Annotated in this window: 25 protein-coding genes, 1 rRNA gene and 1 other RNA gene; 5 read left to right on the top strand and 22 right to left on the bottom strand. The window is 57.3% G+C overall.

The annotated features are described in order from the left end of the window. The 17 genes from O9H32_RS26265 to rpoE form a co-directional block, all read right to left on the bottom strand. Nucleotides 1-112: ribosomal RNA gene (locus O9H32_RS26265) — 16S ribosomal RNA — on the bottom strand; the annotation flags it as partial. A 216-nt stretch (nucleotides 113-328) separates the two neighbouring features. Then, nucleotides 329-595 carry a pro-sigmaK processing inhibitor BofA family protein gene (locus O9H32_RS26260; protein WP_269869092.1) on the bottom strand — a complete coding sequence of 89 codons (267 nt, stop codon included), beginning with the start codon at nucleotides 593-595 and terminating at the stop codon, nucleotides 329-331. Next, on the bottom strand, nucleotides 592-903 hold the full coding sequence (locus O9H32_RS26255) for a DUF2508 family protein (RefSeq protein WP_269869091.1): 312 nt from the start codon (nucleotides 901-903) through the stop codon (nucleotides 592-594). Before O9H32_RS26255 ends, O9H32_RS26260 begins: the two co-directional genes overlap by 4 nt. A gap of 139 nt (nucleotides 904-1042) precedes the next feature. After that, on the bottom strand, nucleotides 1043-1639 hold the full coding sequence (recR, locus tag O9H32_RS26250; RefSeq protein ID WP_269869090.1) for a recombination mediator RecR: 597 nt from the start codon (nucleotides 1637-1639) through the stop codon (nucleotides 1043-1045). A 102-nt stretch (nucleotides 1640-1741) separates the two neighbouring features. Beyond that, entirely contained in the window at nucleotides 1742-2053 is a 312-nt protein-coding gene (locus O9H32_RS26245; RefSeq protein ID WP_269869089.1) for a YbaB/EbfC family nucleoid-associated protein, read from the bottom strand. Between the two features lie 27 nt (nucleotides 2054-2080). After that, the gene (gene dnaX / locus O9H32_RS26240; RefSeq protein WP_269869088.1) at nucleotides 2081-3820 is read right to left on the bottom strand and encodes a DNA polymerase III subunit gamma/tau; all 1740 of its coding nucleotides are present in this window, start codon (nucleotides 3818-3820) and stop codon (nucleotides 2081-2083) included. A 112-nt stretch (nucleotides 3821-3932) separates the two neighbouring features. Continuing rightward, on the bottom strand, nucleotides 3933-4994 hold the full coding sequence (locus O9H32_RS26235; protein ID WP_319946956.1) for an ATP-binding protein: 1062 nt from the start codon (nucleotides 4992-4994) through the stop codon (nucleotides 3933-3935). A 234-nt stretch (nucleotides 4995-5228) separates the two neighbouring features. Continuing rightward, nucleotides 5229-5492, bottom strand: an RNA gene (ffs, locus tag O9H32_RS26230) — signal recognition particle sRNA large type. A 47-nt stretch (nucleotides 5493-5539) separates the two neighbouring features. Continuing rightward, nucleotides 5540-5929, bottom strand: coding sequence for a hypothetical protein (locus O9H32_RS26225; protein WP_269869086.1), 390 nt, complete (start codon nucleotides 5927-5929; stop codon nucleotides 5540-5542). 86 nt (nucleotides 5930-6015) lie between these two features. Continuing rightward, nucleotides 6016-6213, bottom strand: a complete 198-nt coding sequence (gene rpmE, locus O9H32_RS26220; protein WP_014372606.1) for a 50S ribosomal protein L31 — start codon at nucleotides 6211-6213, stop codon at nucleotides 6016-6018. Between the two features lie 69 nt (nucleotides 6214-6282). After that, complete coding sequence (locus O9H32_RS26215) at nucleotides 6283-7569, bottom strand: radical SAM protein (protein WP_269869085.1); 1287 nt, start codon at nucleotides 7567-7569, stop codon at nucleotides 6283-6285. Between the two features lie 13 nt (nucleotides 7570-7582). After that, nucleotides 7583-8887: a transcription termination factor Rho gene (gene rho / locus O9H32_RS26210; protein ID WP_269869097.1), complete on the bottom strand. Its 1305-nt coding sequence runs from the start codon at nucleotides 8885-8887 to the stop codon at nucleotides 7583-7585. Between the two features lie 87 nt (nucleotides 8888-8974). Then, the gene (locus O9H32_RS26205) at nucleotides 8975-10228 is read right to left on the bottom strand and encodes a UDP-N-acetylglucosamine 1-carboxyvinyltransferase (protein ID WP_269869084.1); all 1254 of its coding nucleotides are present in this window, start codon (nucleotides 10226-10228) and stop codon (nucleotides 8975-8977) included. Nucleotides 10229-10375: 147 nt separating this feature from the next. Beyond that, complete coding sequence (gene fba / locus O9H32_RS26200) at nucleotides 10376-11230, bottom strand: class II fructose-1,6-bisphosphate aldolase (RefSeq protein ID WP_269869083.1); 855 nt, start codon at nucleotides 11228-11230, stop codon at nucleotides 10376-10378. A 225-nt stretch (nucleotides 11231-11455) separates the two neighbouring features. After that, a complete protein-coding gene (locus tag O9H32_RS26195; protein WP_269869082.1) occupies nucleotides 11456-11848 on the bottom strand; it encodes a response regulator in 393 nt (130 codons plus the stop codon). A gap of 227 nt (nucleotides 11849-12075) precedes the next feature. Then, complete coding sequence (locus O9H32_RS26190; RefSeq protein ID WP_269869081.1) at nucleotides 12076-13677, bottom strand: CTP synthase; 1602 nt, start codon at nucleotides 13675-13677, stop codon at nucleotides 12076-12078. Nucleotides 13678-14178: 501 nt separating this feature from the next. Further along, the gene (gene rpoE / locus O9H32_RS26185) at nucleotides 14179-14754 is read right to left on the bottom strand and encodes a DNA-directed RNA polymerase subunit delta (RefSeq protein WP_269869080.1); all 576 of its coding nucleotides are present in this window, start codon (nucleotides 14752-14754) and stop codon (nucleotides 14179-14181) included. A 490-nt stretch (nucleotides 14755-15244) separates the two neighbouring features. On the opposite strand from rpoE, the gene O9H32_RS26180 reads away from it, so the two are divergent. After that, a complete protein-coding gene (locus tag O9H32_RS26180) occupies nucleotides 15245-16378 on the top strand; it encodes a S8 family peptidase (protein ID WP_269869096.1) in 1134 nt (377 codons plus the stop codon). An 18-nt stretch (nucleotides 16379-16396) separates the two neighbouring features. Here O9H32_RS26180 and O9H32_RS26175 read toward each other — a convergent pair whose 3' ends face one another. Next, nucleotides 16397-16855 carry a DUF1934 domain-containing protein gene (locus O9H32_RS26175; protein ID WP_269869079.1) on the bottom strand — a complete coding sequence of 153 codons (459 nt, stop codon included), beginning with the start codon at nucleotides 16853-16855 and terminating at the stop codon, nucleotides 16397-16399. Between the two features lie 251 nt (nucleotides 16856-17106). Between O9H32_RS26175 and O9H32_RS26170 the strand changes: the two genes are divergently transcribed. Then, a complete protein-coding gene (locus O9H32_RS26170; protein WP_269869078.1) occupies nucleotides 17107-17937 on the top strand; it encodes a helix-turn-helix transcriptional regulator in 831 nt (276 codons plus the stop codon). A gap of 150 nt (nucleotides 17938-18087) precedes the next feature. Further along, complete coding sequence (locus O9H32_RS26165; protein WP_269869077.1) at nucleotides 18088-18969, top strand: metallophosphoesterase; 882 nt, start codon at nucleotides 18088-18090, stop codon at nucleotides 18967-18969. On the opposite strand, the gene O9H32_RS26160 is transcribed toward O9H32_RS26165, so the two are convergent. The 3 genes from O9H32_RS26160 to speE all read right to left on the bottom strand — a co-directional run bounded on the left by O9H32_RS26160 (nucleotide 18950) and on the right by speE (nucleotide 21563). Further along, a complete protein-coding gene (locus tag O9H32_RS26160) occupies nucleotides 18950-19633 on the bottom strand; it encodes a DUF2238 domain-containing protein (RefSeq protein ID WP_269869076.1) in 684 nt (227 codons plus the stop codon). The genes O9H32_RS26165 and O9H32_RS26160 overlap by 20 nt on opposite strands. A gap of 184 nt (nucleotides 19634-19817) precedes the next feature. Beyond that, a complete protein-coding gene (gene speB, locus O9H32_RS26155; RefSeq protein ID WP_269869075.1) occupies nucleotides 19818-20687 on the bottom strand; it encodes an agmatinase in 870 nt (289 codons plus the stop codon). Between the two features lie 48 nt (nucleotides 20688-20735). Next, nucleotides 20736-21563, bottom strand: a complete 828-nt coding sequence (speE, locus tag O9H32_RS26150) for a polyamine aminopropyltransferase (protein ID WP_269869074.1) — start codon at nucleotides 21561-21563, stop codon at nucleotides 20736-20738. A gap of 298 nt (nucleotides 21564-21861) precedes the next feature. Between speE and O9H32_RS26145 the strand changes: the two genes are divergently transcribed. Next, nucleotides 21862-23925 (top strand): transglycosylase domain-containing protein, encoded by a 2064-nt coding sequence (locus O9H32_RS26145; protein WP_269869073.1) that lies wholly within the window; start codon nucleotides 21862-21864, stop codon nucleotides 23923-23925. Nucleotides 23926-24172: 247 nt separating this feature from the next. After that, nucleotides 24173-25042 (top strand): CHAD domain-containing protein, encoded by an 870-nt coding sequence (locus O9H32_RS26140; RefSeq protein WP_269869072.1) that lies wholly within the window; start codon nucleotides 24173-24175, stop codon nucleotides 25040-25042. A 127-nt stretch (nucleotides 25043-25169) separates the two neighbouring features. On the opposite strand, the gene O9H32_RS26135 is transcribed toward O9H32_RS26140, so the two are convergent. Continuing rightward, on the bottom strand, nucleotides 25170-26768 hold the full coding sequence (locus O9H32_RS26135) for a PstS family phosphate ABC transporter substrate-binding protein (protein WP_269869071.1): 1599 nt from the start codon (nucleotides 26766-26768) through the stop codon (nucleotides 25170-25172). Nucleotides 26769-26826 lie beyond the last annotated feature (58 nt).

Here is a 26826-nt window from a genome sequence, read left to right as displayed (position 1 = left end):
TTACTCACCCGTCCGCCGCTAACCATTCCCCGAAGGAAATGATCCGCTCGACTTGCATGTATTAGGCACGCCGCCAGCGTTCGTCCTGAGCCAGGATCAAACTCTCCATTAAAGAAAAGCTGACTTGCTCATTTTGAAGCATGGCAGAAACTCCATTACAAAGTTTCTATATTTAACACTCACTCGATGTTCAGTTTTCAAAGGGCAATCTTTGTCGTTTCTTGTCGCTACCGTTTAGCGGCGACTTGATTAATATAGCATAACCGCCTAAAGGAATGCAAGCATTATTTTTGAATTTATTCATCTTCGTTATTCTCTGCCTCCCTGCTTATACTACCCAAAGCTTCAATGCAGCCAGTACGGCCAGTCCCGGAAGTCCCAATACACTCACGGTCCCCACCGTTACTGCGTTGAGCGGCAGCTCGATATGAGTGTAGCCGCTGAACAAGTTCATCATATACAAGAGGATCGAAGCAAAGGCGAGATGTAAACACACCTTGCCCAGCATTTGAAAGGCAAAACGGTTTCGAAGAATAACGGCTCCGAGCAGTACCCCCGATCCTATCAGTACGCTCCACAGCATAACCGTCTTCATGAAGACCCCTCCATTGCCCGTCCGGCACAGACCTCTGCCTGTGTAATGTGCATTCCCTTCGCCTGCTTCAACAACATCTCGAACCTTTTCTCCGCAGCTTCCAAAGCAAAGACCGCATAGTCGATCTGCTCTTTCTCCATCACATATTCGAACCGAATTTGGGCGGTGACCCATTCCTTATGCGCTCTCTGAATCTCCCTCACCAGCAGCAGCCTGTCGAGCTCCGCAGCCTCAAGCCGTTCATGCTCCTTGCGGTTCCACCATCTCTCCCAGAACCGGAATCTCCTCCCATGCCCCATTCGCTTCATCCGTATACCTCCCGCGCCACAGTTTGTCCCTACACTAATACATATCCTCTGCGGCACTACGATAGAACAACAAAAAGGCCATACCTCTCGTACCGGGAGTCATCCCGGCACGGAAGTACAGCCTCATCCTAATAAAGCTCTAAAGCTCTCTTCTTCCCTCTAATGCCTTGGTTAATGTGACTTCGTCGGCATATTCCAAGTCTCCCCCCACAGGGAGCCCATGGGCAATGCGCGTGACTTTCAAACCGAACGGACGCACCAAACGGGACAAGTACATCGCTGTGGCCTCCCCCTCGATATTGGGATTCGTAGCCAAGATCAACTCCTGTACCTTCTCATCGCTCAGACGCCGGAGCAAGTCCGGAATCCGGAGTTCATCGGGCCCGATGCCTTCCATTGGAGAGATGGCCCCATGAAGGACATGGTAGTACCCATTGAACTCTTTGGTGCGCTCCATGGCCACCAGATCCTTGGGCTCTTGAATCACACAAATGATAGACCCGTCACGGGCCTTGTCCTGGCAGATCCTGCAAGGATCGGTATCAGTAATGTTGCAGCATACGGAGCAGTAATGAAGGTTCCGTTTGACATTGACCAACGCTTTGGCAAAATCAATAACGTCCTCTTCTTTCATACGAAGCACATGAAATGCAAGACGGCCTGCCGTCTTCGGGCCAATGCCCGGCAGACGAGAGAAAGAATCAATCAGTCGGGCTAACGGTTCAGGATAGAACAATCGGACAACTCCTCACCCTCATAGAATCAACGGACAACGCCGTTCGAATCGGCTAAAAAACAAAAGAAGGAGGCCTTCGGCCTCCGTATCACGCACGCTTGCTTAGAACAGCCCTGGGATATTCATACCGCCAGTCAGCTTGGACATCTCTTTGCCGGCTGTTTCTTCGGCTTTGGTCATTGCATCGTTCACTGCAGTAAGCACCAGATCCTGCAGCATTTCGACGTCATCCGGATCTACAGCTTCCGGTTTGATCGTTACAGCGGTAAGCTTCTTCTGTCCGTTCACCGTAACGCTCACTACTCCGCCGCCGGCTGTGCCTTCGAAGGTACGCACTGCCAGATCTTCCTGGGCTTTGAGCATTTGCTCCTGCATTTTCTTCACTTGCTTCATCATTTGGTTCATGTTGTTCATGTAACCCACGCTCCTTTTAGTGTTCTTTTAGTCTTCTTTAATTTTAACGAGATCTTCTCCGAACATCGAGATCGCCTCGGAAATCCACTCTTCTTTGGTCCCGCCTGCCCCCGGCTCTTCTTCTGGAACGAGCTGCAACTCTTCGCCCGTCTCGGCTGGCTTCGCCTGGTCGGCAGAAGCCCTCCAGTCTTTCATCATGACCGTAACCAGTCGGCGGGGCTCGCCATACACTTCACTGAGCACCTGCTCGATCAACTGCTTATTCGCAGGCTTCTCGGTGGTTTCACGGTGCATGGAGCTCTTGAAGGCAACAAGCAAGTTCTCTTCATGAAGAGATACCGGCTCCCCATCCACCAGCCAGGCATGAACCGTGATCTTCAGTTCCTTCACCCGGGAAAGCACCTGGCTCCACTGCTGCACGGCTGTTCGGAATGCGGGATCCTCGCGGCCCGCGAGATAGGCATCCAGCTTCTCGATCCGCTTGACCACCACCGGGGCGGACGGCTGCCTGATACTGCTTCCTCCGCCCCCACCTCCGCTGGCAGGTGCGACACCCTGCTTCAACAGCTGCGCGAGCTGTTCCTCCAGCTTCTGAATACGGCCCATCAGCTGAGCGACTTGAGGCTCGGGACGGGAGGAAGCAGCAGGGACTGCCGCACTAGCAGCCGCCGCCGGCGAACCGCCAGCTTGACTGCACAGCTTCATCAGCGCGACTTCGAGCAGCGTCTGAGGCTGAACCGAGTATTTCATCTCGGTCTGATAATAGTTCAGCGTATCGATCATAGCGATCAACGCTTCGCTGCTGAACCGATCAGCCACTTCCTTAAACTGCCGAATGTCCAGTATCCGCTCTGTCACCGCCTGGGAATTTGGCACCATTTTGACCATGAGGAGGTCGCGGAAATAATAAATGAGGCTTTCCATGCACTTGTCGGCGCTCTTGCCTTCCTGCATGAAAGCTTCAATCAGCTGCAAGGCTGCCCCGACATCCCGGCTCTGCACAGCCGCCACCAGCTTCTCAAACTGGTCGGAAGCCATCCCGCCCGTAATGGACAGGACATCATCATAGGTTACCCGCTGTCCGGAGAATGCAATAATCTGGTCGAGCAGACTCAGCGCGTCCCGCATCCCGCCGTCGGAGAGACGGGCGATGAAGGAGAGCGCATCCTCTTCGCTCTCGATTCCTTCCTCCGTGCATACCTCGCGCAAGCGCTCCACCTGCTCCTCAAGCGCCACCCGGCGGAAGTCAAAGCGCTGGCATCTGGAAATGATGGTAGCCGGAAGCTTGTGCGGCTCCGTCGTCGCCAGAATGAACATGACATGGGCTGGAGGCTCCTCCAGCGTCTTCAGCAGGGCATTGAACGCCTCCGTCGTCAGCATGTGCACTTCATCGATAATATAGACCTTCTGCCGCACTTCCGTCGGCGCATACTTGACCTTATCGCGAATGTCCCGGATTTCCTCCACACCGCGGTTGGATGCTGCATCGATCTCGACTACATCCATGACGGCGCCTTCCGTAATCCGGACACAGGCTTCGCACTCATTGCAGGGCTCAACAGCCGGTCCCTTGAGGCAGTTGACCGCTTTGGCCAATATTTTGGCCGCGCTGGTCTTTCCTGTTCCCCGCGGTCCGCTGAACAGGTAGGCATGACTGAAGCGGCCTTCCCGTAGCGCATTCTGCAGCGTCTGGACAATATGCTTCTGGCCGACCATGTCCTGGAAGGATTGCGGCCTCCACGTACGGTATAAAGCAATATGTGCCATTCTGGCCCTCTCCAACTGTTGGTTATCGTCTTATTATACTATACTTGCGAAGAGGTTTGAAGCAGACGCTGTACATAACGATCATTCGCCTTTCTTCGAACGGCGAAAGCGCTTAAGCAAATGGTATGCTTACCGTAAATGTAGTCCCAAACCCTTTCGATGACACGCGAATGTGCCCGCCGATGTCATGGATAATCCGCTGACATACCGACAGGCCGAGGCCGGTGCCTTCCGATTTCGTAGTGAAGAAGGGATCGAATATTTTGTCGATCACAAACGTAGGAATGCCCGGTCCGGTATCATGAATATCAATAAGCACCCTGCGTTCTTCCCTGTCGACTCTCTCGGTGATCGTCAGGTAACCCTCATCCCCCATGGCCTCGATCCCGTTCTTGCATAGATTCAAAAACACCTGCTTGAGGAGTTCCCGGTCGGCCACAACATGCGGGAGTCCATACATCGCTTCATATTGAACAACGACCCGGTGCAAAATCGCCTCGTTGTTAATGATCGGAAGGATCTCCCGAAGGACTAGGGGTACGTCCACTTCTTCAAACGAAACGTTCTTCGGTTTACTGAGGAGCAGGAATTCATTTACGAGCTGGTTGATCCGGTCAATCTCCTTCAGCATGACTTCGGTATACCCGGTTTCACGGTTCATCCCTTGGTCCTGGAACGTTCGGCGGAGTACCTGAAGAAAGCCCTTAATGGAGGTCAGCGGATTACGAATCTCGTGCGCAGTGCCGGCGGCGATCTGTCCGATCATGGCCAGCCGGTCGCTGCGCTGAACCTGCTCTTCCAGGGAGCGTAGGTTCGTTACATCTTTGAATATAATATAGGCACCTACCACCTGGTCCTCCTCGTCCCGAAGCACATTGGAGTCGACGAGCAGTTCATAGCGTTCCCGGTTGTTCGTCCAGGATACCGCATGATTACGCACGACGATCCCATCGAGTATCTTGCGGTCGACCAGCTGATGGTCCGCGGGAAGCCCCGAGAAAATGAGATCCATCCCCTGGCCTACCACCTCTTCCCTCGCCACTCCCAGTACGCGGCAGGCCATATCGCTGATATCCATTAACTCATAGGATGGATTAATAAGCAAAACGCCCAAGTTGACATCCTTCAGGAATATATCTGCAAAACGTTGAAGCAAGCTGAGTTCAGGCCGCAACGCTGTTCCTCCCCCCGTGTCTCTCTGTCCGCGCAGCCGCATGCTCTTGCCTTATGTTTCCCAGCCAGCTGCAACACCTACAATACCTACTGCTATCACTTTAAGACAAATACATTCTCCCAATATTTTCATTTTCCTTCTTCAACTTACAAAAAAACACCAGTGCTCTGCCTGATCAACCGGCTTCGGACTGGTGTTGTCTGATTACGCATATGCGATTATGTAAAAAGAGAACCGTGCACCTACCTTGATATTGCGATCCAAGTGGAATTTTTATCGTCAGCTCAAGTTGGGCTACCCTCCGGCACATGGAACATCTCGCTTACGGCTGCTTCCTTCCGGACCTGACCGGGTTCACGAGCTTCCATTGCGGAGGACCCGACTCTCAACACCAACTCTAAAACCCAACCCTTACATCGCAATACCGCGTGTAGGCGATCAACCCCGCTGTAGCGGATTGCGGGTTACAGGGCACCGCTACCTCCCCGTCTAGCACGGTAAGATTAAGTATAGTCGATTCGAAGTCAAATAGCAACCTTGGGGTATTACTTGGAATTTACATCTACCTCTACCTCATACCGAGGCGCTTCATAAGCGAGAACACCGGCTGCTTCGCTGCGAAGCCGATCCCTCTCCTCTGCCGTAGTGTCCGCCGGAACGAATAAGCGGACAAGCGCCTTCGTGCCATTCAGCGAGATCCGGGTGTCCTGAACTTGAGGGAACCGCTTGGCAATCGCATCCTTCATTACACGAAGGTCATCCGGGTAATGACGATACGTCCGACTCATCGGATTATTCGGGTTGACATCCGTGATCCCGAGAAGTCCATCTCGGGAATGCTGCTTGGCCTCAACGGTGCCCTGCTTCTGACAGCCTGCTGTGATGACCACCAGCAACGCAGATGAGATGACCGTAAGCATGGTTTGGCGATACATAAGAAAAACACCTCCTGCGCTCCGTAAGATTACTCTTAGGATAGCCACAGGAGGTGTACTTATGCTCTTCCGGCATATAGAAACAATTAGATGCCGTATTTCTTTTTGAATTTATCGACGCGACCACCAGCATCCAGGAACTTCTGCTTACCTGTGAAGAACGGATGACAGTTGGAGCAAATCTCAACACGAAGATTTTGCTTCAGGGAGCCTGTCTCAAACACGTTACCGCAAGCGCAAGTAACTGTCGTTTGGTGGTAGTTCGGATGGATTCCTTGTTTCATTGACCTTTCACCTCTTTTGCCCTGAAACACCATGTGAATCAGAGTTATAAACGCAGTGTCCCGATTATATCATGCAGAAGGATCCTGTTGCAAGATCTTCTTGCGTGCGTTTGCCAGCTCGTCCGGGATGTGCGTATAAGAACCTAATATGACCCCGGGCAGTTCCTCCCGGAAGATCTCCAGCATTTGTTTCATACCGTAGCGTTCCCCACGGGCAGGAGGGATAAGAGAAAGATAGCTCTCAGGGTCGATATTCAAATTACGCAGCTGAATTAACTTGAGGTCCGTTCTGCGGACGAATTCGATCATCGCTTCCATCTCCTCCTCCCGGTCCGTAACCCCAGGGAAGATCAGGTAGTTGATCGAAGTTACGACACCCTTGTCGGCTGCATAACGCAGAGACTTCTCGACATTCTTGAGCGTATAACCCCTTGGCTTGTAGTAAGCGTTATAGTGATCGTCAAGGGCGCTAATGGTGCTTACCCGCATAAGATCCAGCCCCGCATCCACAATGCCCCGGATATGATCGGTCAAACCGGCATTCGTATTGATATTGATATATCCCATGTCCGTCCGGCTGCGGACCTCACGCATAGCCTCAATAATTGTCTTGGCCTGGGTTGAAGGTTCGCCTTCACAGCCTTGGCCGAACGAGATGATGCTCTGCGGGGTCTTCAGATGCTCCAGCATAACCTGGACTACTTCTTCCACGGTCGGCTTGAAGTTCATCCGGGTCTGCGGCGCGGGGAATCCGCTATCGTCGGGCTGTTCGGAAATACAGCCGAAGCAGCCCGCATTACAGGAGAACGATACCGGTACCGCGCCCTCCCAGCGGCCGAGGAACGTATTCGAAGCTGTGAGGCATTCGTATCCCAACGCACAGTTGGACAAATGCTTATACAGCCGGTTCTCCTCGTACTCGCCAAGAATCCGCTGAACTTGCACTTCCAACTCGGCCGGGTCGCAGTTCTTTGGGTTCCACCGCTCCGGATCATCACAGGCTTCCGCCGCGACATGGAACCCGCCGTCTTTCCACACCACCGCCGTATAGCCGAACAGCGGGAGCACTTTGCTCCGGTCCGCCTTGGCATAGCCGGGCAGCATCAGTCGGGTGAAGCTCTGCGGCAGCAGGGCACCCACGGCCGTATACTCGCCTGGCAGCACCTTCATCTCGCCGGTAGCCGTGTCGATGCCGATCGGCCGGGTATCCGGAAGGGATACCAATGTGGCGCCTTCGGGCAGCGGAATCAATTCCTCCTCGAACAGTTCGAGGATATCCTCACCGCTGCGGCCCACAGCCGTATAGTTCGGATGATCGTATACATTACCGTTCAAGTCGGCGTAAACCAAGTTCATCGTGCTGTTCCTCCTATGAAACGGAATGCTTCACCCGGCGGGAAGCGCTGCCGCCCGATTGGGGCGAACCGCCGCTTGTATCCAGCGAGTCCAGGAATTCCTGATTCGTCTTCGTGTCTGCAAGCTTCTTCAAGAAGGCTTCCACGTAATCATGCGATTCGTTCATATTCTTGCGGATCGCCCAAATTTTGTCGAGTTCTTCTTTGGTCAAGAGCATTTCTTCGCGGCGTGTCCCCGAACGGCGGATATCGATGGCAGGGAAGATCCGGCGTTCCGCCAGTTTGCGGTCCAGATGGATCTCGTGGTTGCCGGTACCCTTGAACTCTTCGTAGATGACTTCATCCATCCGCGAACCGGTTTCGATCAGTGCCGTAGCCAAGATGGTCAGGCTGCCGCCCTCTTCAATATTGCGGGCAGCACCGAAGAACCGCTTCGGACGGTGGAACGCCCCCGGATCGATACCGCCGGACAACGTTCGTCCTGTGGGAGGTACGACCAGGTTGTAAGCACGCGCAAGTCGCGTGATGCTGTCGAGCAGGATCACAACGTCCTTCTTGTGCTCCACGAGGCGCTGGGCTCTCTCGAGTACGAGCTCCGCAACCTTGATATGATTCTCCGGAAGTTCGTCGAAAGTGGACGCGATAACTTCGCCCTTGACCGAACGCTGCATATCCGTTACTTCCTCCGGACGCTCATCAATCAAAAGAACGAAGAGCTCCACGTCCGGATGATTCGTTGAAATGCTGTTGGCAATTTCTTTAAGCAGCAGCGTTTTCCCTGCTTTGGGAGGTGCTACGATCAGACCCCGCTGCCCGAAACCGACAGGAGCGAGCAGATCCATCAGACGAGTGGAAAGTTTGGAAGGAGAGGGTGTTTCCAGTACCAATTTCTTTTGCGGGTACAGGGGAGTCAATGCCGCGAAATGGAATCGCTCCGCAGCCGTTTCGGGACTCTCGCCGTTGACGGCCTCTACATGCAGCAAACCGAAGTAACGTTCGTTTTCCTTGGGGGGCCGGCACTTCCCCGAGACGATATCGCCGGATCTGAGATCGAATCTGCGGATCTGCGAAGCGGAAATATAAATGTCTTCCGTGCTGGGGAGGTAATTAATCGGGCGGAGGAAGCCGAAGCCTTCCTGCAGAATGTCCAGGACACCCTGCATGAACATAAGGCCGCTCTGTTCCGCCTGCGCCCGTAAGATGGCAAATATAAGTTCCTTCTTTTTGAGCTGACCGTAATACGGAATCTGGTGCTTCTTGGCCAGCTTGTACAACTCCGTAAGCTTGAGCGCTTCGAGTTGTGCCAAGTGCATATCCATAGTATCCAACCACCAAACTATTAAATTTTCAAGCTGCGCGAAATATACATTCTAGCATTACCCAAAAACCTTGCCGCCTATACGGACTCAGTCGTTCTGCCGCCAAACTTCCGCGCCTAAGCTTGATAGATTGGTCACGAGGTGATCGTACCCTCTGTCGATATACTCCACGCCCGTAATCTCCGTAACCCCTTCCGGTACGGTGAGTCCGGCAATGACCAGTGCGGCACCCGCACGCAGGTCCGTTGCTTTGACTTTGGCAGCGCTGAGCGTCCCGCCTTCGATGATCGCAGAGCGCCCTTCCACTTTCACTTTGGCACCCATCCGATTGAGTTCGGGAATGTGCTTGAAGCGGTTGCTGTACACATAGTCCGTCATGATGCTGACCCCGCGGGTCTGCGTAAGCAGAGAGCTCATCGGTGACTGCAGATCGGTCGCGAACCCGGGATACACTAAAGCTTTGACATCCACGCTCTCATACTCGGGCTGTCCGACGACCCGGATGGACTCGTCCATCTCGTAGATATGGACTCCCATCTCCTGGAGTTTCGCCGTGACCGCTTCCAAGTGTTTGGGGATGACATTATCGACAACCACATCGCCGCGGGTAGCCGCAGCCATAATCATATAGGAACCCGCCTGGATCCGGTCGGGAATAATGGAGTGGCGGCAGCCGTCCATGCCGTTAACCCCTTCTATGCGGATGGTTTCGGTGCCCGCACCCTTTATCTTGGCACCCATGGAGTTGAGAAGCGTTGCTACATCTATAATTTCAGGCTCTTTCGCCGCATTTTCGATGATTGTGATGCCTTTGGCCCGCGAGGCCGCCAGCATGATATTGATCGTCGCGCCTACGCTGACGACATCCAGATAAATCTTGGCTCCACGAAGTTCTTTTGCGCTGATGTGCAATGCGCCGTTCTCTGTCGTTACCTTGGCCCCCAGTGCTTCAAAACCCTTGATATGCTGGTCTATCGGACGAGGCTCGAAATTACAGCCGCCCGGCATCCCGATCGTCGCTTCGCCGAAGCGTCCGAGGAGCGCACCCATCAAGTAATACGATGCTCTTAACTTCTTCACATTGCCGTTCGGCATCGGCTTCGATACCAGTCGGCTTGAGTCGATCACCATTTGATCCCGGTCCCACCGGACACCAGCGCCCAGCTCCCCGAGCAGCTCCGTGTAAATGGCCACGTCGCTCAGCTCCGGCAGATTGTCAAGCGTCACCGCACTCTCCGACAAGATTGCAGCCGGAATAAGCGCTATGGCGCTGTTCTTGGCTCCGCTGATCTGAACCGTTCCACGCAGCGGACGTCCGCCGGCGATCATCAATTTCTCCATTCGATTGTTATCCTCCCACTTCGATGCTATACGCATGACCAAACTATGAAATCTTGAATCTGAGATGTGTGCTAGAGTTTACGCATGAAGAAGAGAAGGGAAAATACACCGGCCTTCCGGTGTATTTTCCACTATTTCTATACTAAATTAAGCTTGGTTTGCGCTGCCGAACAGTTGAATTTTGGATTTAACCACTTCAACCATGGCGTTACGGGCAGGAGTGAGGTATTTGCGAGGGTCGTACACTTTCGCGTCTTTGCCGAGTACATCGCGGATCGCTTGCGTGCAAGCTACCTGGTTCTCGGTGTTAACGTTGATCTTACCAACGCCAGCAGCGATCGATTGACGGATCATCTCGTCCGGAACGCCGGAACCGCCGTGAAGCACGACAGGTACTGGGATCTGGGAAGCTACCTTCTCGATAATGTCAAAACGGATGTTCGGCTCGCCCGCATACATCCCGTGTGCCGTACCTACAGCAATCGCCAGACAGTCTACGCCAGTCTCTTCGTAGTAGCGGATCGCTTCTTCGGGCTTGGCCAAACTTGCGTCAGCCTCATCCACGGAGATGTCATCCTCTACGCCGCCGATTGTCCCCAGCTCGCCTTCAACGGAAACGCCCATCGCATGCGCCGCTTTGACGACTTCTTTCGTCAGACGGATGTTCTCCTCGAAAGAGTAGTGGGAACCGTCGAACATAACGGAGCTGAAGCCTGCACGGATACACTTCATGGCAACTTCAAACGAGCTGCCGTGATCCAGATGCAGGGCGATCGGCAGGCCGGACTTCTTCGCAGCCGCTTCCGCGATAGCTACCGTGTACTCCATACCCATGTATTTCAGGGCGCCCTCGGAAACTCCGAAAATGAACGGGGAGTTAAGCTCTTGAGCCGCGTCCGTGATGGCTTGCGCGAACTCCAGGTTGTTCATGTTGAATTGGCCTACGGCGAATCTCTTCTCTCTTGCCTTAGGGAAAAATTCGTTCATTGAAACGAGTGGCATGGTATTTCTCTCCTCCTAGAATTAAATGGACCGTGCAGAGTGCAATAGACCGCTCTACTGTCATACTGAGACATTATACCATAATCATTTACAAAGGTTAAACATGAAAAGTCTGTGTTTCTATTGGAGCGGAGCGGGCGGACGCTGCTTCCGCCTTGTCCCTATCCAAAAAGGCATGCACCCCAAGGTCCATGCTTCTTTCGGAAACACAAAAAGAGACCCTTTTCAGGATCCCACAGCATACGAATTATTATTAGGAGAGCGCAGCTGTCCGTTCACGGCTTGACGAAGTTCGTCAATGTCAAACGGCTTCGTGAAGTGCATGATCGCTCCGAGGTCCGTCGCTTCTTTAATCATATCCAGCTCACCGTATGCGGTCATCATGATCACCTTAATCGACGAATCGATGCTCTTGATATGCTTCAGGATGTCCAGGCCGTCCATCCCGGGAATCTTCATATCCAGAAGAACCAGATCCGGCGAAACATTGCGCACGATCTCGAGGGCAAGCTTGCCGTTGGATGCCTGGTACGTTTCATACCCTTCGCTACTGAAAACTTCCATCAGCAAGATACGGATCCCATTCTGATCGTCCACGATAAGCAGCTTCTTCTTCATTAAGTTTCCTCCCGTTCCTTCTCCCGTAGGTTGGAAAGTCTGTCCTCAGGTACCGGCTTCTAAAACATATTCGATATCCCGCTTATGATTCCTGCCGAATGGGGCAAAAAAGTTGAAACTTTTTACAATTGTAGAAGAGTTTGCTCCATGTCTGCTTATTCGGTCCCGTGCGAAAACAGAAAACCGGATCCGTCAAGTGAACTCCTTGACCGGACCCGGCAGATAGATTAACGGGCGCTGTTATAAGCCGCCTCTACAAAATGCTTGAACAAAGGCTGCGGACGGTTCGGACGCGAAGTGAATTCCGGGTGGAACTGCACGGCGAGGAACCAAGGGTGATCCGGACACTCGACAATCTCGACGAGTCTGCCGTCAGGGCTTGTCCCGGAAATTTGCAGGCCGGCCGACTCGATCACATCACGGTACTCGTTGTTGAACTCGTACCGGTGACGGTGACGCTCGTATACGAGCTCATCATCGTAGCACCGCATAGCCAAGGAGCCTTCTTTGAGTTTGCACGGGTACAGCCCAAGGCGCATCGTTCCCCCGAGGTCTTCGATATCCTTTTGCTCCGGAAGCAGGTCGATCACCGGGTAAGAGGTCGTCGGGTTGATCTCCGAAGAGTTCGCTCCCTGGAGTCCGACTACCGAACGGGCATACTCGATGACGGCAACCTGCATACCGAGGCAGATGCCGAAGAACGGAATGCGGTTCTCACGGGCATAGCGGATTGCCGATACCTTGCCTTCGATCCCCCGGTCGCCGAAGCCGCCCGGTACGAGAATTCCCTGTACGCCGGACAAGAGTTCGCCGACGTTGTGATCGAATACTTCTTCCGCGTTGACCCAGCGGATCTTCACTTCCGTATTGCAGTCGATACCGGCATGGCCGAGCGATTCGACGATCGACAGGTAGGCATCGTGCAGCGCCACGTACTTGCCGACGATGGCAATCTCCGTCGTGTCCTTGAGGTTCTTGACCCTCTGCACGAGGCTCTCCCACTCCTGCATGTCCGGCTCGCCGGCCTTCAGCTTGAGATGGCTCACGACGATCTCGTCAAGGCCCTGCTCGCGAAGCATCATCGGCACTTCATACAGCGTCTCGGCATCGCGGCATTCGATGACGGCGCCCGCATCAATATCACAGAACAGGGCCAGCTTGCGCTTCATGTCCTCGGCGAGCGGCTGCTCCGTCCGGCACACGACCACATGCGGCTGGATGCCCAGGCTGCGCAGTTCCTTCACACTGTGCTGCGTCGGCTTCGTCTTGGCTTCGCCGGCCGCCTTCAGGTAAGGAATCAGGGTACAGTGGATATACATCACGTTCTCGCGGCCGATATCGCTCTTGATCTGGCGGATCGCTTCCAGGAACGGAAGGCTCTCGATGTCGCCGACGGTGCCCCCGATCTCGGTGATGACCACATCCGAGTGGGCCTCGCGGCCGGCGCGGAAGACACGCTCCTTGATCTCATTGGTGATGTGCGGGATAACCTGCACCGTACCGCCGAGATATTCGCCGCGGCGCTCTTTGGCAATAACGGAGGAGTAGATCTTGCCGGTTGTCACGTTGCTGTTCTTCGAGAGGTTAATGTCAATGAAGCGCTCATAGTGTCCAAGGTCCAGATCCGTCTCGGCGCCGTCGTCCGTGACGAACACTTCTCCGTGCTGGTACGGGCTCATCGTTCCCGGGTCCACGTTAATGTACGGGTCGAACTTCTGAATCGTCACTTTCAGGCCGCGGTTCTTCAGCAGGCGCCCGAGTGAAGCGGCGGTAATCCCTTTGCCCAGCGAGGAAACCACGCCGCCGGTCACGAAAATATACTTTGTCATTATGTAATACCTCCCAAGTTTGTCATGCCGCCCCTGCGCGGCCCCCTCTTTCGGTACGGACGGAGCGGCTGAGCCGTCTTCGTCTTTCGGAAAGACCGGTACTACCCCCACATGCTTCTGACCCATCCGACAATTACATCAAGGCGTCTTACGGAAGAAAAGAAATAGGCCGCCTATCCAATAGGCTTATCTTACCCCAGGGGGATTCCTTCCACTGCTGCAAACGAAAAACTTCTGTCCGGCCAAGGACCGGATGAAGTTTCGTCGGAACAACCTATGGTTCTAAAAAAGAAAAAGCGCCCCGCCTGCGGACGGGGCACTTTTATTGTAAGGACCGGCTCGGTCCGTTAGATATCTTCTAAAGCCCAAAAAATAGTTTACATCGGCCCTTGGTTCCCTGTCAAGGAGAATCCTCAAGGTCGGAAACAACCCTCTAAGAGAGGTGTTCTAACGTCCATGCCCATACCGGCTCCCCGCGGAATCCTAAGCGGCGGTCCGGCCTTACTTGTCGTCTTCATCCTCATCAGCCGCATCGTCCTCGGCGTCATCCTCTTCCAGCTCTCCGTCCTCGTCCAGTTCGCCGGCCTCGTCGATCTCTTCCTCTTCGGCCTCTTCGTCTTCGAAGAATTCGGTCTCTTCCTCCGCTTCTTCTTCCGCCTCAAAATCTTCACGCGGCGCATCGAAAGAGTCGTAATCCTCCTCTTCAGCGAAGGTGTCCTCTTCTTCGGCGAACAGGTCCTCGTCGTCGAGATCGTCGTCCTCGTCGTTGATGATCCGCGGACGCTTGCCGCTGCCCATGGAATCCTCGGACTTCTCCACCGGATACCAGCGCTTCAGTCCCCACAGGTTCGTGCCGACGCACGCAAAGCGTCCGTCGATATTGATCTCCGTGTAGAGCTGGGCAATCACGTTCATGACCTGCTCGTCCGTCAATTCCTTAATTTTGGCAATTTCGTTCATGAGATCCCGGTAATAGAACGGCGTATTGGCCGCTTTCAGAAGTTCGAAGGCGAGGTCCACCATCGGCATTTCCTTGGCTTGCTCCGCACCGATTTTGAGTGTGTATTGAGCGCTCATTTCAGGGCACATCCTCCCAAATGATTGTGTATGTAACTGCAGATATCCAGCATCCGCCATCTTGAGTTTAAGTAAACCCTATTTTCGGTAAAAATGCAACTGCCCCCGCCCGCCCCAAAGGAGGAGTCCTCCAAAAGAAACGAAGGATCGCACTGCCACCGTAAGCCTCGGTTCGAGGCCCGTACCCGGCCGCAATCTGATCCTTCGTACCCGACTGTATCCGCAAGGAGCGCGCCTCCCTTGGCCCGCCCCTTGCCCCTTGGAGATCGACAGAAGAATGCGGGGGCACTCCTCTCCAGATATCCTATGTTCCCGCCCGCCCTTTAGTCACGGCCTATCACCCATTTATTTTCAATAAGGCCATGGCTCATACCACGGCGCCCTCCCCCACATACGATAGAGCAATGGACGGTCATCGGAACCAAAGCGCTATCAGGAGAGGGGGACGACAGTGAATCCTACGACATTCGTAGCCTGGCTGCATGAAGCCATGCAGCGTCCCGAAGGAGACCACCGCAGGCAGATCATCCGCTTCGGCAGCGACCGGGACTACGGTCTGCTTGCACGGTATATCTCCCGGCAGCGCAAGCAGCTGCCTCTGCTCGGAAAGGTCCAGCCCTTGCGGCTGATCCGCGCCATCTCCTGCCCGGTCCTGCCGGAGGGAACGCTTGCCTCCGCTCCCTTCATCTCTTCCGTCGAAGCCGACAGCCGGATCCGGGTGCACGGCAGCACCAACTCAGGAGCCTCCGGCAGCAGAGGGAAAGCCTCCGGCGGAGCTGCCGTAATCCCCTGGGGCATCCGTCATATTCGTGCGCCGCAGGCATGGAGCAAGTCCAAAGGCGATCAAATCCGCATCGGGATCATAGATACCGGGGTCGATTATACGCACCCCGATCTGCGGCACAGCCTCTCGAGAGGCGTCAATATTTTGAACAGGCAGCTGCTTCCTTACGATGATAACGGCCACGGCACGCACATCGCGGGCACGATCGCGGCCTATGCGCAGCAGAAGGGAGTCATCGGCGTAGCCCCGATGGCCCTGATTCACCCCATTAAAGCGTTCGACCAGCAGGGCGGCGCTTACGTCTCCGACATTATCTCCGGCATCGATTGGTGTGTCTCGAACGGCATGAACATCATCAACATGAGTTTTGGCATGAAAACGTACAGCAAAGCGCTCGAAGCGGCAGTCCTGAGCGCCCACCGGGCCGGCGTCATCATCGTCGCCTCCTCCGGCAACGAGGGCAAGCAGGCGGAGATCGACTATCCCGCCCGGCTGCGCCAGGTGATTGCCGTCGGAGCCACCACGCGCCGAGGGCGCATCGCTGCGTTCAGCAACGCCGGCAAGGGCATCGATATCTACGCGCCGGGCGAGAAGATCTATTCGACATGGCTGAGGGGCAAGTATAACGAGCTCAGCGGCACGTCCATGGCCACCTCCCATGTGTCCGGTGTCGTGGCCTTAATGCTCGCCAAGCGGCCCGGCCTCAAGCCCCTGCGCGTCAAATCGCTCTTGAAGCGGCATGCACGCTTTGTCGTCAGTCCGGGCAAGAAGATCGGGGGCGTAAAGGAGATTCATGCGCTTAGGGCCGTAGCCGCGGTATCCTCTTCCCCCAAGCGCTGATGCCCCGCCCTCGCCCTGCTACGGCATCCGCTCCGCTGTCAGAATGAGGCGGAACTCCCCTGCAGGCTCACCCATCACAGACAACCGGTAAGCCCAGCTGACCGTCAGCAGCAGGCCGGCAGGCTCCGGTGCCCTGTGCCCGCCGCGTACCTCAAGATGCTCGGTGAACGTCTCCAGCTCCATCCGGCCCTGCGGGGTGTCCAGATAGCCGTAATGCGTCACGCCCGCCGCGAAGACTTGGTCGAACGGTGTATCGCCGTGCCGGATGATGCGCAGCTCGGACGGCGCCGCTTTCACGGTCGTGACCGTACGGCCCATCTCCGACTCCGGCGGTTCTTGGTACCGGAGGTACAGGGACCCGCCCTTCGGAAACAGCTCCCCCTCCATCGTGCGGTCCACCGGGCCGCTTCCCGTGCTTCCCCTCAGCGTGATGCGGACACGGCAGCGGTCCGGCAGACCCTCTTGATTCTCCTTCATGAAACGATCCTCTCCGATCACAACGATACTGTAACATGCTTCACCCCATGCTGCTCCCGCCCATTGTACCCAATTCGGCCCCGGAATGCGAACGGTTGTAGGTAACACCGCCCCCCGGCAGGTCATCCACCTGCCGGAACGTTTCACCGGATTCCTTTCCTGCCGTTTTCTTGCTAAGATGTACATAACCAGCCGATATGCCTTGCCGAGCAAGGCGGCTCTACTCTATACCCGCAAGGGGGGAGTCTGCTATGGACAGCAACGTATTCCGCGTCGTGACCGAAACCGACCGCATGCTGCCCGTCTATGTGACCGGCGCTGGCGGATGGCGGCACCAGGAGCCGATGGAGCGCGAGGAAGGCTTCCCCCACTTCCAGTGGATCCAGACGGTGCATGGGTCCGGCTGGTTCGAAGCCGGCGGCCGTACGCATAACGTGGGCCCGGGCCAGGGGATGCTGCTCTATCCCCAGGAGAAGCACCGGTATGCGCCGGTGAAAGAGCCTTGGACCGTGCGCTGGGTCACCTTCGACGGGGCTTATGTCAAAGAAATGCTGGGTGCCGGAGGCCTGAGCGCTTCGCAGGTGCTCTATCTGACCAGCCCCGAGCTGCTGCTGGGCCGCATGCATGCCATCCTGCTCCTGATCGATTCGAAGGATCCCCGCGCGGCACTCGAAAGCTCATCTCTTGCCTACCAGCTCATCCTGGATCTCTACTTATACGCTTCACCCTCCGAAGTACGCTCGAAGGAGCAGCATTATGACCAGCTCGCTCCCGTATTTCATTATATCGCCGAACATTATGCGAAGCCGGTTTCCCTGCAGGACATGGCGGGGCAGCTCGGTGTCACGCCCCAGCATACGTGCCTGCTGTTCCAGCAGACCCTGGGCATGCGGCCCTTCGCTTATCTGACGCTGTACCGCCTCCGCAAAGCCAAGGAACTCCTGCTTCAAGAGCCTCATCTTGAAGTACGGAACGTCGCCGCCAGGGTCGGCTATGAAGACAGCAGCTACTTCATCAAGCTGTTCAAGGGACAGGAGGGCCTGACGCCGAGCCGGTTCCGCAAAATCCACGGCCAGGGATAGTCCTTCCTTATCGCAGGAAGGACTCCTGCAGTATTCTTTTATGAAAATCGTACGGAACTTTTCATAGCCTCAACACGTCATGGTATGAACACCGAACACACGCCCATCCATCAACCATGGAAATGATACATAAATGGAGGATCTCCCGCAATGGACCCGAATACACCCGCTCCCGAAACCAAAAAATTGTCCCGCCGTTCCTTCCTGAAGAAAGCCGTGCTGACCGGCGTCGGCGTGATCGCAGTCCCTCCGGCTGCCTACTCTTATGCGCGCTATGCCGAACCGAAGTGGCTCGATATCCATGAAGTCACCCTGACGCTCGGCAGGCTGCCGAAAGAACTCGACGGCCTGCGCCTTGTGCAGTTCAGCGACGTGCATCTCGGCTTCCACTATGATGCGCCTGCCTTGGAAGTCCTCGCCGAGACGATCAACGGCCTGAATCCCGAAGTTGTCTGCTTCACCGGCGATCTCGTCGACTATGCGGTCGGTCAAGCCGGAGGCGCCTATGTGAAGGCCCTCTCGCTCATCAAAGCTTCCATCGGCCGGTATGCGGTGCTCGGCAACCACGACTACTTCAACGGCCCGAACGCCGTCGAGAAGGTGCTGAACAGCGCCGGCTTCAAAACGCTGCGCAATGCCGGGATCCGTGTGGAGCGCGGCGGCGGGTCGATGTGGCTGGCCGGCGTCGAAGACCAGTGGCACGGCAAGCCGAATCTGGAGAAAGCCATGAACGGAGCCGCTCCCGAGGACTTCACGCTCCTGCTCTCGCACTGCCCGGACTTCGCGGACGAAGCCGTGAACTTCCCGGTCGATCTGCAGCTCTCCGGCCACAGCCACGGCGGCCAGGTCCGCCTGCCTCTCTACGGGCACGTCGTGACGCCGAAATTCTCCAAGAAGTACGTGATCGGCCGCTATGAGCTCGGGGGCGGCAAGCTCCAGCTGTATGTCAACCGGGGCATCGGCGTCTCCCAGCATCAAGTCCGGTTCCTGTGCCGCCCTGAGCTCACGGTATTCACCCTGCGGAAAGCCTAGGCTTCTGCGGCCATGCGGAGCCCAGCACGGCGGCAAGCGCCCCATACAGCTCCAGCTCCATATCGTGCTGCGTATCCCATGGGTCGCCCTGCGTCCCGATGAAGAGCGTGCCGAGCTCGGGCGCCACGAGCAGGGCCACCCACATCTCGATCAGCTCGTAGAAGGCGCCGGTCGCGAGCACGAGCAGGACGGCACCGGTGCGGGCCGCGGCCGGCCTGAGCCCCAGCGTACGGGCAAGCACCTCGGCCGCCGGGCAGGCGAGCAGGAGCCCATAGGCGAGATGGACCAGACGGTCGTATGGCAGGCGACCGCCGCCGAAGACGGCCTGCAGCCACGGGTCGAGCGGCGTCGCGCCGTAAGAGCTGTGCGCCCCGTAAGCGTGCAGAGCCAGAAACAAGCCGAGCTGAATATACGAGACGGCGGTCAGCGGCAGCCTCCGGTACGTACCCGCCAGCAGGCCGACGCAGGCGAATACGAGCAGATTCTCGAGCAGCCAGTCGGACCGGTGGTGCGGCGCATAGGCCATCCACAGCCAGAAGGCCGTATAGGCCCCGGAGAGCCGGAGAACGAACGGCAGCGAAGCTCCCCTGTACCCCATCTCCACTGCGATAGGGATTCCATCCCTTCCCTGCATAGCAAGACCCCCTTCTCTTTTGAGGTTCATTGTATGCGGGGATCTCCCGCGGGCAGAAGTACTAACTTTTTCTAGTACTGGGCGAGGGAGGGACGACGCTGTTCGGCAGTCCTGCACAAGACACGCCAAAAAAACGGCTTCCGCCTCAATCGCGGAAAGCCGTTTTTGGTGTGCGTGAAGCCAAGGCGCCTGAGGCGCCCGCCGCAGCGCGGTCTTACTTCACGAGGCCGAGCAGAATCTCGCGCATGAGCTTCGATGCGACGATCTGCGTCTGCTCCGAGTGGTCGTAGTGCGGTGCCACTTCCACGATGTCCGCGCCCACGAAGTTGATCTCGCTGGCAGCCATCGCATGAATGGCATCCAGGAGCTCCTTGGAGGTAATGCCGCCCGGTTCGGCGGTACCGGTGCCCGGCGCGCACGACGGGTCGAGCACGTCGATGTCGATCGTGAGGTAGACCGGACGGCCCGCCAGTTCAGGCAGCCTCTTCTTCAGCGGCTCCAGCACCTCGAACGGGTGGAAGTTGATGTTCTCGCGCGCATAAGTGAACTCCTCGCGGGAGCCGGAGCGGATCCCGAACTGGTAGATGTTCTTGCCGCCCATCAGGGCAGCGGCCTTGCGCAGCGGCGTCGAGTGCGAGAGCGGCTCGCCTTCGTACGACTCGCGCAGATCGGCATGGGCGTCGAAGTGGATGATCGCCAGGTCCGGATACTTCGCGTACATCTGCTGGATGACCGGCCAGGAGACAAGATGCTCCCCGCCGAGGCCGAACGGGAACTTGCCGTCCGCCAGCACGCCCTTCACATACTCGCCGATGATTTCGAGCGAGCGGCCTGCGTTGCCGAAGGGCAGCAGCAGATCGCCGGCGTCGAAGTAAGTGATGTCTTCCAGGCTTTTATCGAGATAAGGGCTGTATTCTTCCAGGCCGATCGACACTTCGCGGATGCGCGTAGGGCCGAAGCGGGAGCCGGGACGGAACGATACCGTATAGTCCATCGGCATGCCATAGATGACCGCGCGGGATGCCGCGTAGTCGTCCGAGCTCAAGATGAACACGTTGCCGGAGTATTTTTGGTCGAGTCTCATGGGAATTCAGGTTCTCCTTCGCTTCAAGCGGATTCGGGTAAGTAAGGCTTACTTCGTCAGATCTTCCACGAACTTCGGCAGCGCGAATGCGGCCTTGTGCAGACGCGGCGTGTAGTACTTCGTATCGATCTCCGGAATCGCCGTCTCATCCACCTGCAGCGGATCGTACTTCTTGCTGCCGAGGGTGAAGGTCCACAAGCCGCTCGGGTACGTCGGGATGTTGGCGCAGTAGACGCGCACGATCGGGAAGATCTCCTTCACGTCGCGGTTCACGGTCTGGATCAACTCCGCCTTGAACCAAGGGTTGTCCGTCTGGGCGACGAAGATGCCGTCTTCCTTCAGGGCGTCGAAGATGCCTTTATAGAATCCCTGTGTGAACAGATTCACGGCCGGGCCGACCGGCTCGGTGGAATCGACCATAATGACGTCGTATGTATTCTTATGGTCATGGATGTGCATATAGCCGTCGTTGACGATCACTTCGACACGCGGGTTCTCGAGTTCGCCGGCGATCGTCGGCAGATACTTCTTGGAGTACTCGATAACCTTGCCGTCGATCTCTACCAGTACGGCCTTCTCCACTTCCGGATGCTTCAGCACTTCGCGGATCACGCCGCCGTCGCCGCCGCCCACAACCAATACGTGTTTCGGATTCGGATGCGTATTGAGCGCCGGATGCGCCACCATTTCGTGATAAACGAATTCGTCCTTCACCGTCGTCATGACCATGCCGTCGAGCACGAGCATCGTGCCCCACTCGGCGGTTTCGATCATCGCCAGATCTTGAAAATCCGTCTTCTCCGTTACGTGCGTCTCGGTGATCTTGGCCGTAATGCCGAAGTTATCCGTCTGTTTCTCCGTATACCACAATTCCATTTTGAGTATTCCACCTTTCGTATAGAGCCTTCGACCTGGGCCGGACCCTTGCCGGAAAGTAAGTTACACCGGGGTTTCGCGTGCTTTCAGCCTGTCCTCTTGCATGTCACATTGTATTATAGTATTTCTCCCTGAAATTGCAAGCCGAAGGGGGACGAATGCCTAAGGCGCGCGAAAATTTTACACTGCGTTTACACAAGCGCATGAATAGCTCTCCGTTTCTTTTTCCATACTGGGGAATGGAACTTATTTCTATGGGGACTTCTACCTGTCGGTCCCAACGGAGGAGGCGGAGGACATGAACAGTACGCGCAAGGACATTGAGGCGGTGGAAAAGGAACCCATGTACCGCAAATCCCGGGGCTGGCGGGGGTGGATGTCATTCGTCTTTACCTGCCTGATGCTGGGTGCTGCCGCGGCCGTAGTAGGCGTGCTCTTCATGCGCTCCCAGTCGCTCCCGGTCTCCAAGATGGCCTCCGCCTCCGAAATGTACGACATCCACGGCGAGCTCATCGAAGCTTACGGCAGCACGAAGAACAAACAGGCGGTGACGCTGCCCGAGATCGCACCCAGCCTCATCCAGGCCACTCTGGCTATCGAAGACCGCAAGTTCTACGAGCATTACGGCTTCGATCCGAAAGCCATCGCCCGGGCGGCTTGGGTCAACTTCCAGCACATGAGCAAGGTGCAGGGCGCCGGGACCATCACGCAGCAGCTCGCGCGGAATCTGTACCTGACCCACGAGCGGACGTGGACCCGCAAAGCCAAGGAGACGTATTACGCCGTACAGATGGAGCTCCAGATGAGCAAGGACCAGATTCTGGAACAGTATCTCAACCAAATCTATTACGGCCACGCCACCTACGGGATCGGAGCGGCCGCACACCTCTTCTTCGGCAAAGCGGCGTCGGACCTGACCCTGGCTGAGAGCGCCCTGCTCGCCGGCGTGCCGAAGGGCCCGCGCTACTATTCACCTTACTATGATATGGACAAATCGCTGGAGCGCCAGAAGACGGTGCTGCAGACGATGGTCGAGGCGGGCTACATCACGCAGCGGGAGGCCGAAGCGGCCGGAAGGGAGAAGCTGAACATTCTGCCGCTCGAGAGCAAAAAGGCGGTGACGGCCCCTTACTTCCGCGACTATGTGCGGGCAACGGCGACCGAGCTGCTCGGCCTCGAGGAGAAGGAGTTCGAGGAGGGCGGCCTGCGCATCTACACGACACTCGACCTCAAGGCGCAGAAGGTCGCCGAGGAAGTGGTGTCGGAGCAGCTGAAGAGCTTCCCGGAGCTGCAGACGGCCCTCGTCTCCGTCGATCCGCGAAGCGGCTACGTCAAAGCCATGGTCGGCGGCCGGGATTACGCCAAGAGCCAGTACAACCGGGCCCTGAGCGCCACGCGCCAGCCCGGCTCGTCCTTCAAGCCGATCGTCTATCTGACGGCCCTGAAGGAGAAAGGCTTCACGCCTGTCACCCGGTTCAAGAGCGAGCCGACGACCTTCACTTACGAAGACGGCAAAACGTACACGCCGAGCAACTTCGACAACAAGTTCTTCGATTGGATCGACCTGCGGACAGCGCTGGCCAAAAGCGATAACATCTTCGCCGTGCATACCGTGCTCGAGGCCGGTCCCGACCGGGTCATCGAGATGGCGCGCCGGATGGGGATTACCAGCGAGATGAAGCCGATGCCCTCGCTCGCCCTCGGCACGTTCCCCGTCTCCCCCTTCGAGATGGCGTCCGCGTTCAGCATCCTGGCGAACCAGGGCGTCCGCACGGAACCGGCCGCCATCCTGCGCATCGAGGACCGGCGCGGACGGGTACTCTACGAGGCGCAGCCGAAGCAGGAGACCGTCATTGAGCCGGCGTACACTTACGTGCTGACGCAGCTTATGGAGAGCGTATTCGACCAGGGCGGCACCGGCAGCCGCGTCTCCAGCGTGCTGAAGCGGCCCGTCGCCGGCAAAACCGGCACGACGAACTCGGATGCGTGGCTCGTCGGCTATACGCCGGAGCTGTCGACGGCCGTCTGGGTCGGCTACGATAAAGATAGAACCATCGGCACCATCGAGTCTCACCTGGCCGCGCCGATCTTCGCGGAGTTCACGGAACGGACGCTGGAGGCGGTGCCTCCGAAGCTGTTCCCGATCCCCGAGGGCGTAAGCAGCGTCTACATCGATCCGAAGAGCGGCAAGCTCGCGAACGAGGGATGCCCGAACCCGAGGCTCGAAGCATTCGTCCAAGGCACGGAGCCGACGGAGTACTGCACGGAGCAGCCGGATGCGAAGAAGGAAGACGCGAAGCCCGATGCCGGCAAAGAGAACGGGACGTGGTGGAAGGATCTTAAGCGGTGGTGGAGTTCGTAAGCACCGCGAGTAGCGATTATACAGAAGCGGCCGCCTTGGCAGAATGCCGGGGCGGCCATTTTGGGGATGTGTGCCGCTTGGGGCGTGGACGGGACAGAGGCAGGTTGCCGTGTAGGAGTTCGTCGTCCGTTCCCAGTGTAGGGGCCTCCCCCTGTTTCAGCATCCTTCTATATGGTGTATGGGTAAGTACGAGCCTTCGGATCCAAACCGGATGCGCCAGCCTTACTTCAGAAAGGAAGGATGCCCCATGGAAACCCTGCAGGAGCGGACCGAGACGTACCGCGAATGGAAAAAACAGCTCAAGCGGCATTACCGCAAATTCGCCGCCTTCGCCAAGGAGGCGTACCGCTACGAAGACGTGGAGGATGTGCACCAGGCCCGGGTCCACTGCCGCAAGCTCCTCACCCTGCTGAAGCTGCTCGATCCCGAGGACCAAGAAGGCCTCCGTGCGCCGCTGAGAGGAGCCTTCAAAGCGCTCGGCAAGGTGCGCGACAGCGACGTGCTCCTCGCCGACTTCGAGGACCGCAAAGCGGAAGCGCCCGACAAAGAGACGGCCGAAATGCTCAAGCGCTATTTGAAGCAGCTGCGGGACCGCCGCCTCCGCTACGTCGCCCGGCTCGAGAAGCGGCTGCGCCCCGCCCTGCGGGGGAAATTCCGGCGCCGGTGGGAGACCTACCTGAACGGCGCCCTGCGCGAACAGGCGGCGGCGGCCGATGCCACGGCCCAGCTGCGGAAGCTGGAGGCCGAGCTCGAGGCGAAGCAATCGGACCTGCGGGATCTGGCTGCCCGGCCCGATACAAGCGGACTGGACCTCGCCGAGACCCTTCACGAAGCGAGGCTGATTGTCAAAGAAATCCGCTACGTCACCTCGGAAGCGGACTTCGCCCTGAAGCCGCTGCCGGGCGGCGAGCTGTCCCTGCTGCCGGTCAAGCCGCTGCAGGAGGAGCTCGGTGCGCTCAACGACAGCCGGGTCCGGCTCGCCAGGTGGCAGGACGCGAATCCGCAGGCGCTGGGGACCCAGCCCGAGGTATACCGGCGGATGACCGACCGCCTGCGGGGCGAGATGGAGCGGCGGATCCGCGAAGTATCGCTGACGGACCCCGAGGAGCTGGACTAGCCTTGACGCTCCGCACCCAGGCGGTTCATCTGCCGGGGGAGCCGAAGCCGCTCAGCGCATGAGTTCACAGCTTCGACTCCGGAAAGACTCGGATTCGAACAAACACAGTCCTGCCACCTGAGCTTTCCTACTCTTCCTTGCCGTCAGCGGTCCCCGGCACGAACCCTCCGCGCTCGATGGCCTGCGTGCCCGCCTCGCTCTGCAGCCATTGTAGCATCCGTCCCGCCGGGCCGTCCGCCGGCTCTCCTTCACGGGTAACGGCGTACAGCACCGCCGTATAGGGATAGGCGCCGCTGCGGATATGGTCTTTGCTGGGCTCCACTCCGTCTACGGCGAGGAACTTGACGTTCTCGCTGCGGTTCATCTCGCTCGCATAATAATAGAAGGAGTAGCCGAGGCTGTTGCGGGCGTTCCGGTAATCGGCCACGGCTTCGATCAGGCCGCCCATGCCGCTGGGCTTCCGGTCCTTCGGGGGATCAGCCATCTTCAGGCCTTTCATAACTTTTCCTTCCATATAAGTCTGCGAGCCGGAATTGGGCTCCCGCTGGAACGCCGTGATGGTGTCATCCGCTCCGCCGAGCTCCTTCCAGTTGGTAATCTCCCCGCTGTAGATACGCCGGAGGTCCTCCGCTCTCACGCCATTCACCCCATTGTCCCGGTGTACGAGAAAGATGAAAGCATCCCGCCCGAGCGGCGTAAGCTTGAAGCGGATGCCCGCTTCGGCAGCCAGCCGGCGCTCCTCCTCCGAAGGCCCTGCCACCAGAATCAGATCGGCTGTCCCCCCGATGAGGTTGAGGTAAGCCTCGTGGGTGGTATTGAATCGAACGTGCCGCTCCGCCATGCCTTGATTCATTGCGGTAAGCTCCCCCAGCAGGATCCGGCCGAACGGGATCGCTGCCGTCGCCCCGTCTACCCTCGGATACGTCCCGGGCGTAAACGGGGTGTTCTTCGGCAGCAGTTCGAGAGTCAGCGCGAGAGCCCCGGTCAACATCGGCAGGGCGAGAAGCAGCGGAAGAATGCGGCTTCGGCGCGCTTCGGCGGCTTCTCTCTTCCGCAGCCCTGTCCCGATGACGGCAGCGGCAGCCGGCAGCAAAGACAGGGCCAGAGCCGTTCCCTTCATCGCTCTCCCTCCGCCGATGTAATGCGGCAGCGCTTCATATAAGGGGGCCGCCCAGTACGTAAACAAATAGAACGGGATCCAGCTTATATCCGAAATTTCAGCAACGGAACCCGTCCGGCTCATCGCAGTAAGCGTCCAGATGCCGGCCCCGATGAAGGCCACAGGCAGCACCGCCCAAGCTTGCCGGCGCACTGTCGTCCGGTTCTCTCCGGCGGAAGCCCACCCGTAGAGACCGGACAGTCCCGCTGCCCCGAACGTATACAGCAGCATGAGCAGCCAGACCCCCGTATCGCTTCGCCGCTCCGACCGGAAGAGAAGATCCGTGCCCAGCGCAGAGATCAGTATGCCAATCAAAATCATACCAAAGACATACGCCAGCCCGAACAGGCAGCCCAGCGGCATGATCCCCTTAGGAAGCTCACTGCCGCCGGTTCCGCTGACCGGCGGGGTGCCTTCCGTACCCTCGGCATCACTCACACAGTTTCTATCACCCGCCGTCTCGGCATCACTCCCACGGTTCCCACCATCCACCTCCTGGACATCGTTCGTGCGAACATTGTCTGCCGCGCCCGGCCCTTTGCCTTCGGCTTCTCTCTCTTCTTTCATCCCGCTGCCCCCCGTCAATTGTTGGCACACCACTCTTTTGCCCGAGGCCTCCTGCCCT

The organism is Paenibacillus caseinilyticus, assembly GCF_027533645.1.
In the GTDB taxonomy this organism is placed as follows: domain Bacteria; phylum Bacillota; class Bacilli; order Paenibacillales; family NBRC-103111; genus Paenibacillus_G; species Paenibacillus_G caseinilyticus.
The sequence above is the reverse complement of the archived record's forward strand: the minus strand, read 5'-3'. Positions and strand labels throughout refer to the sequence as shown.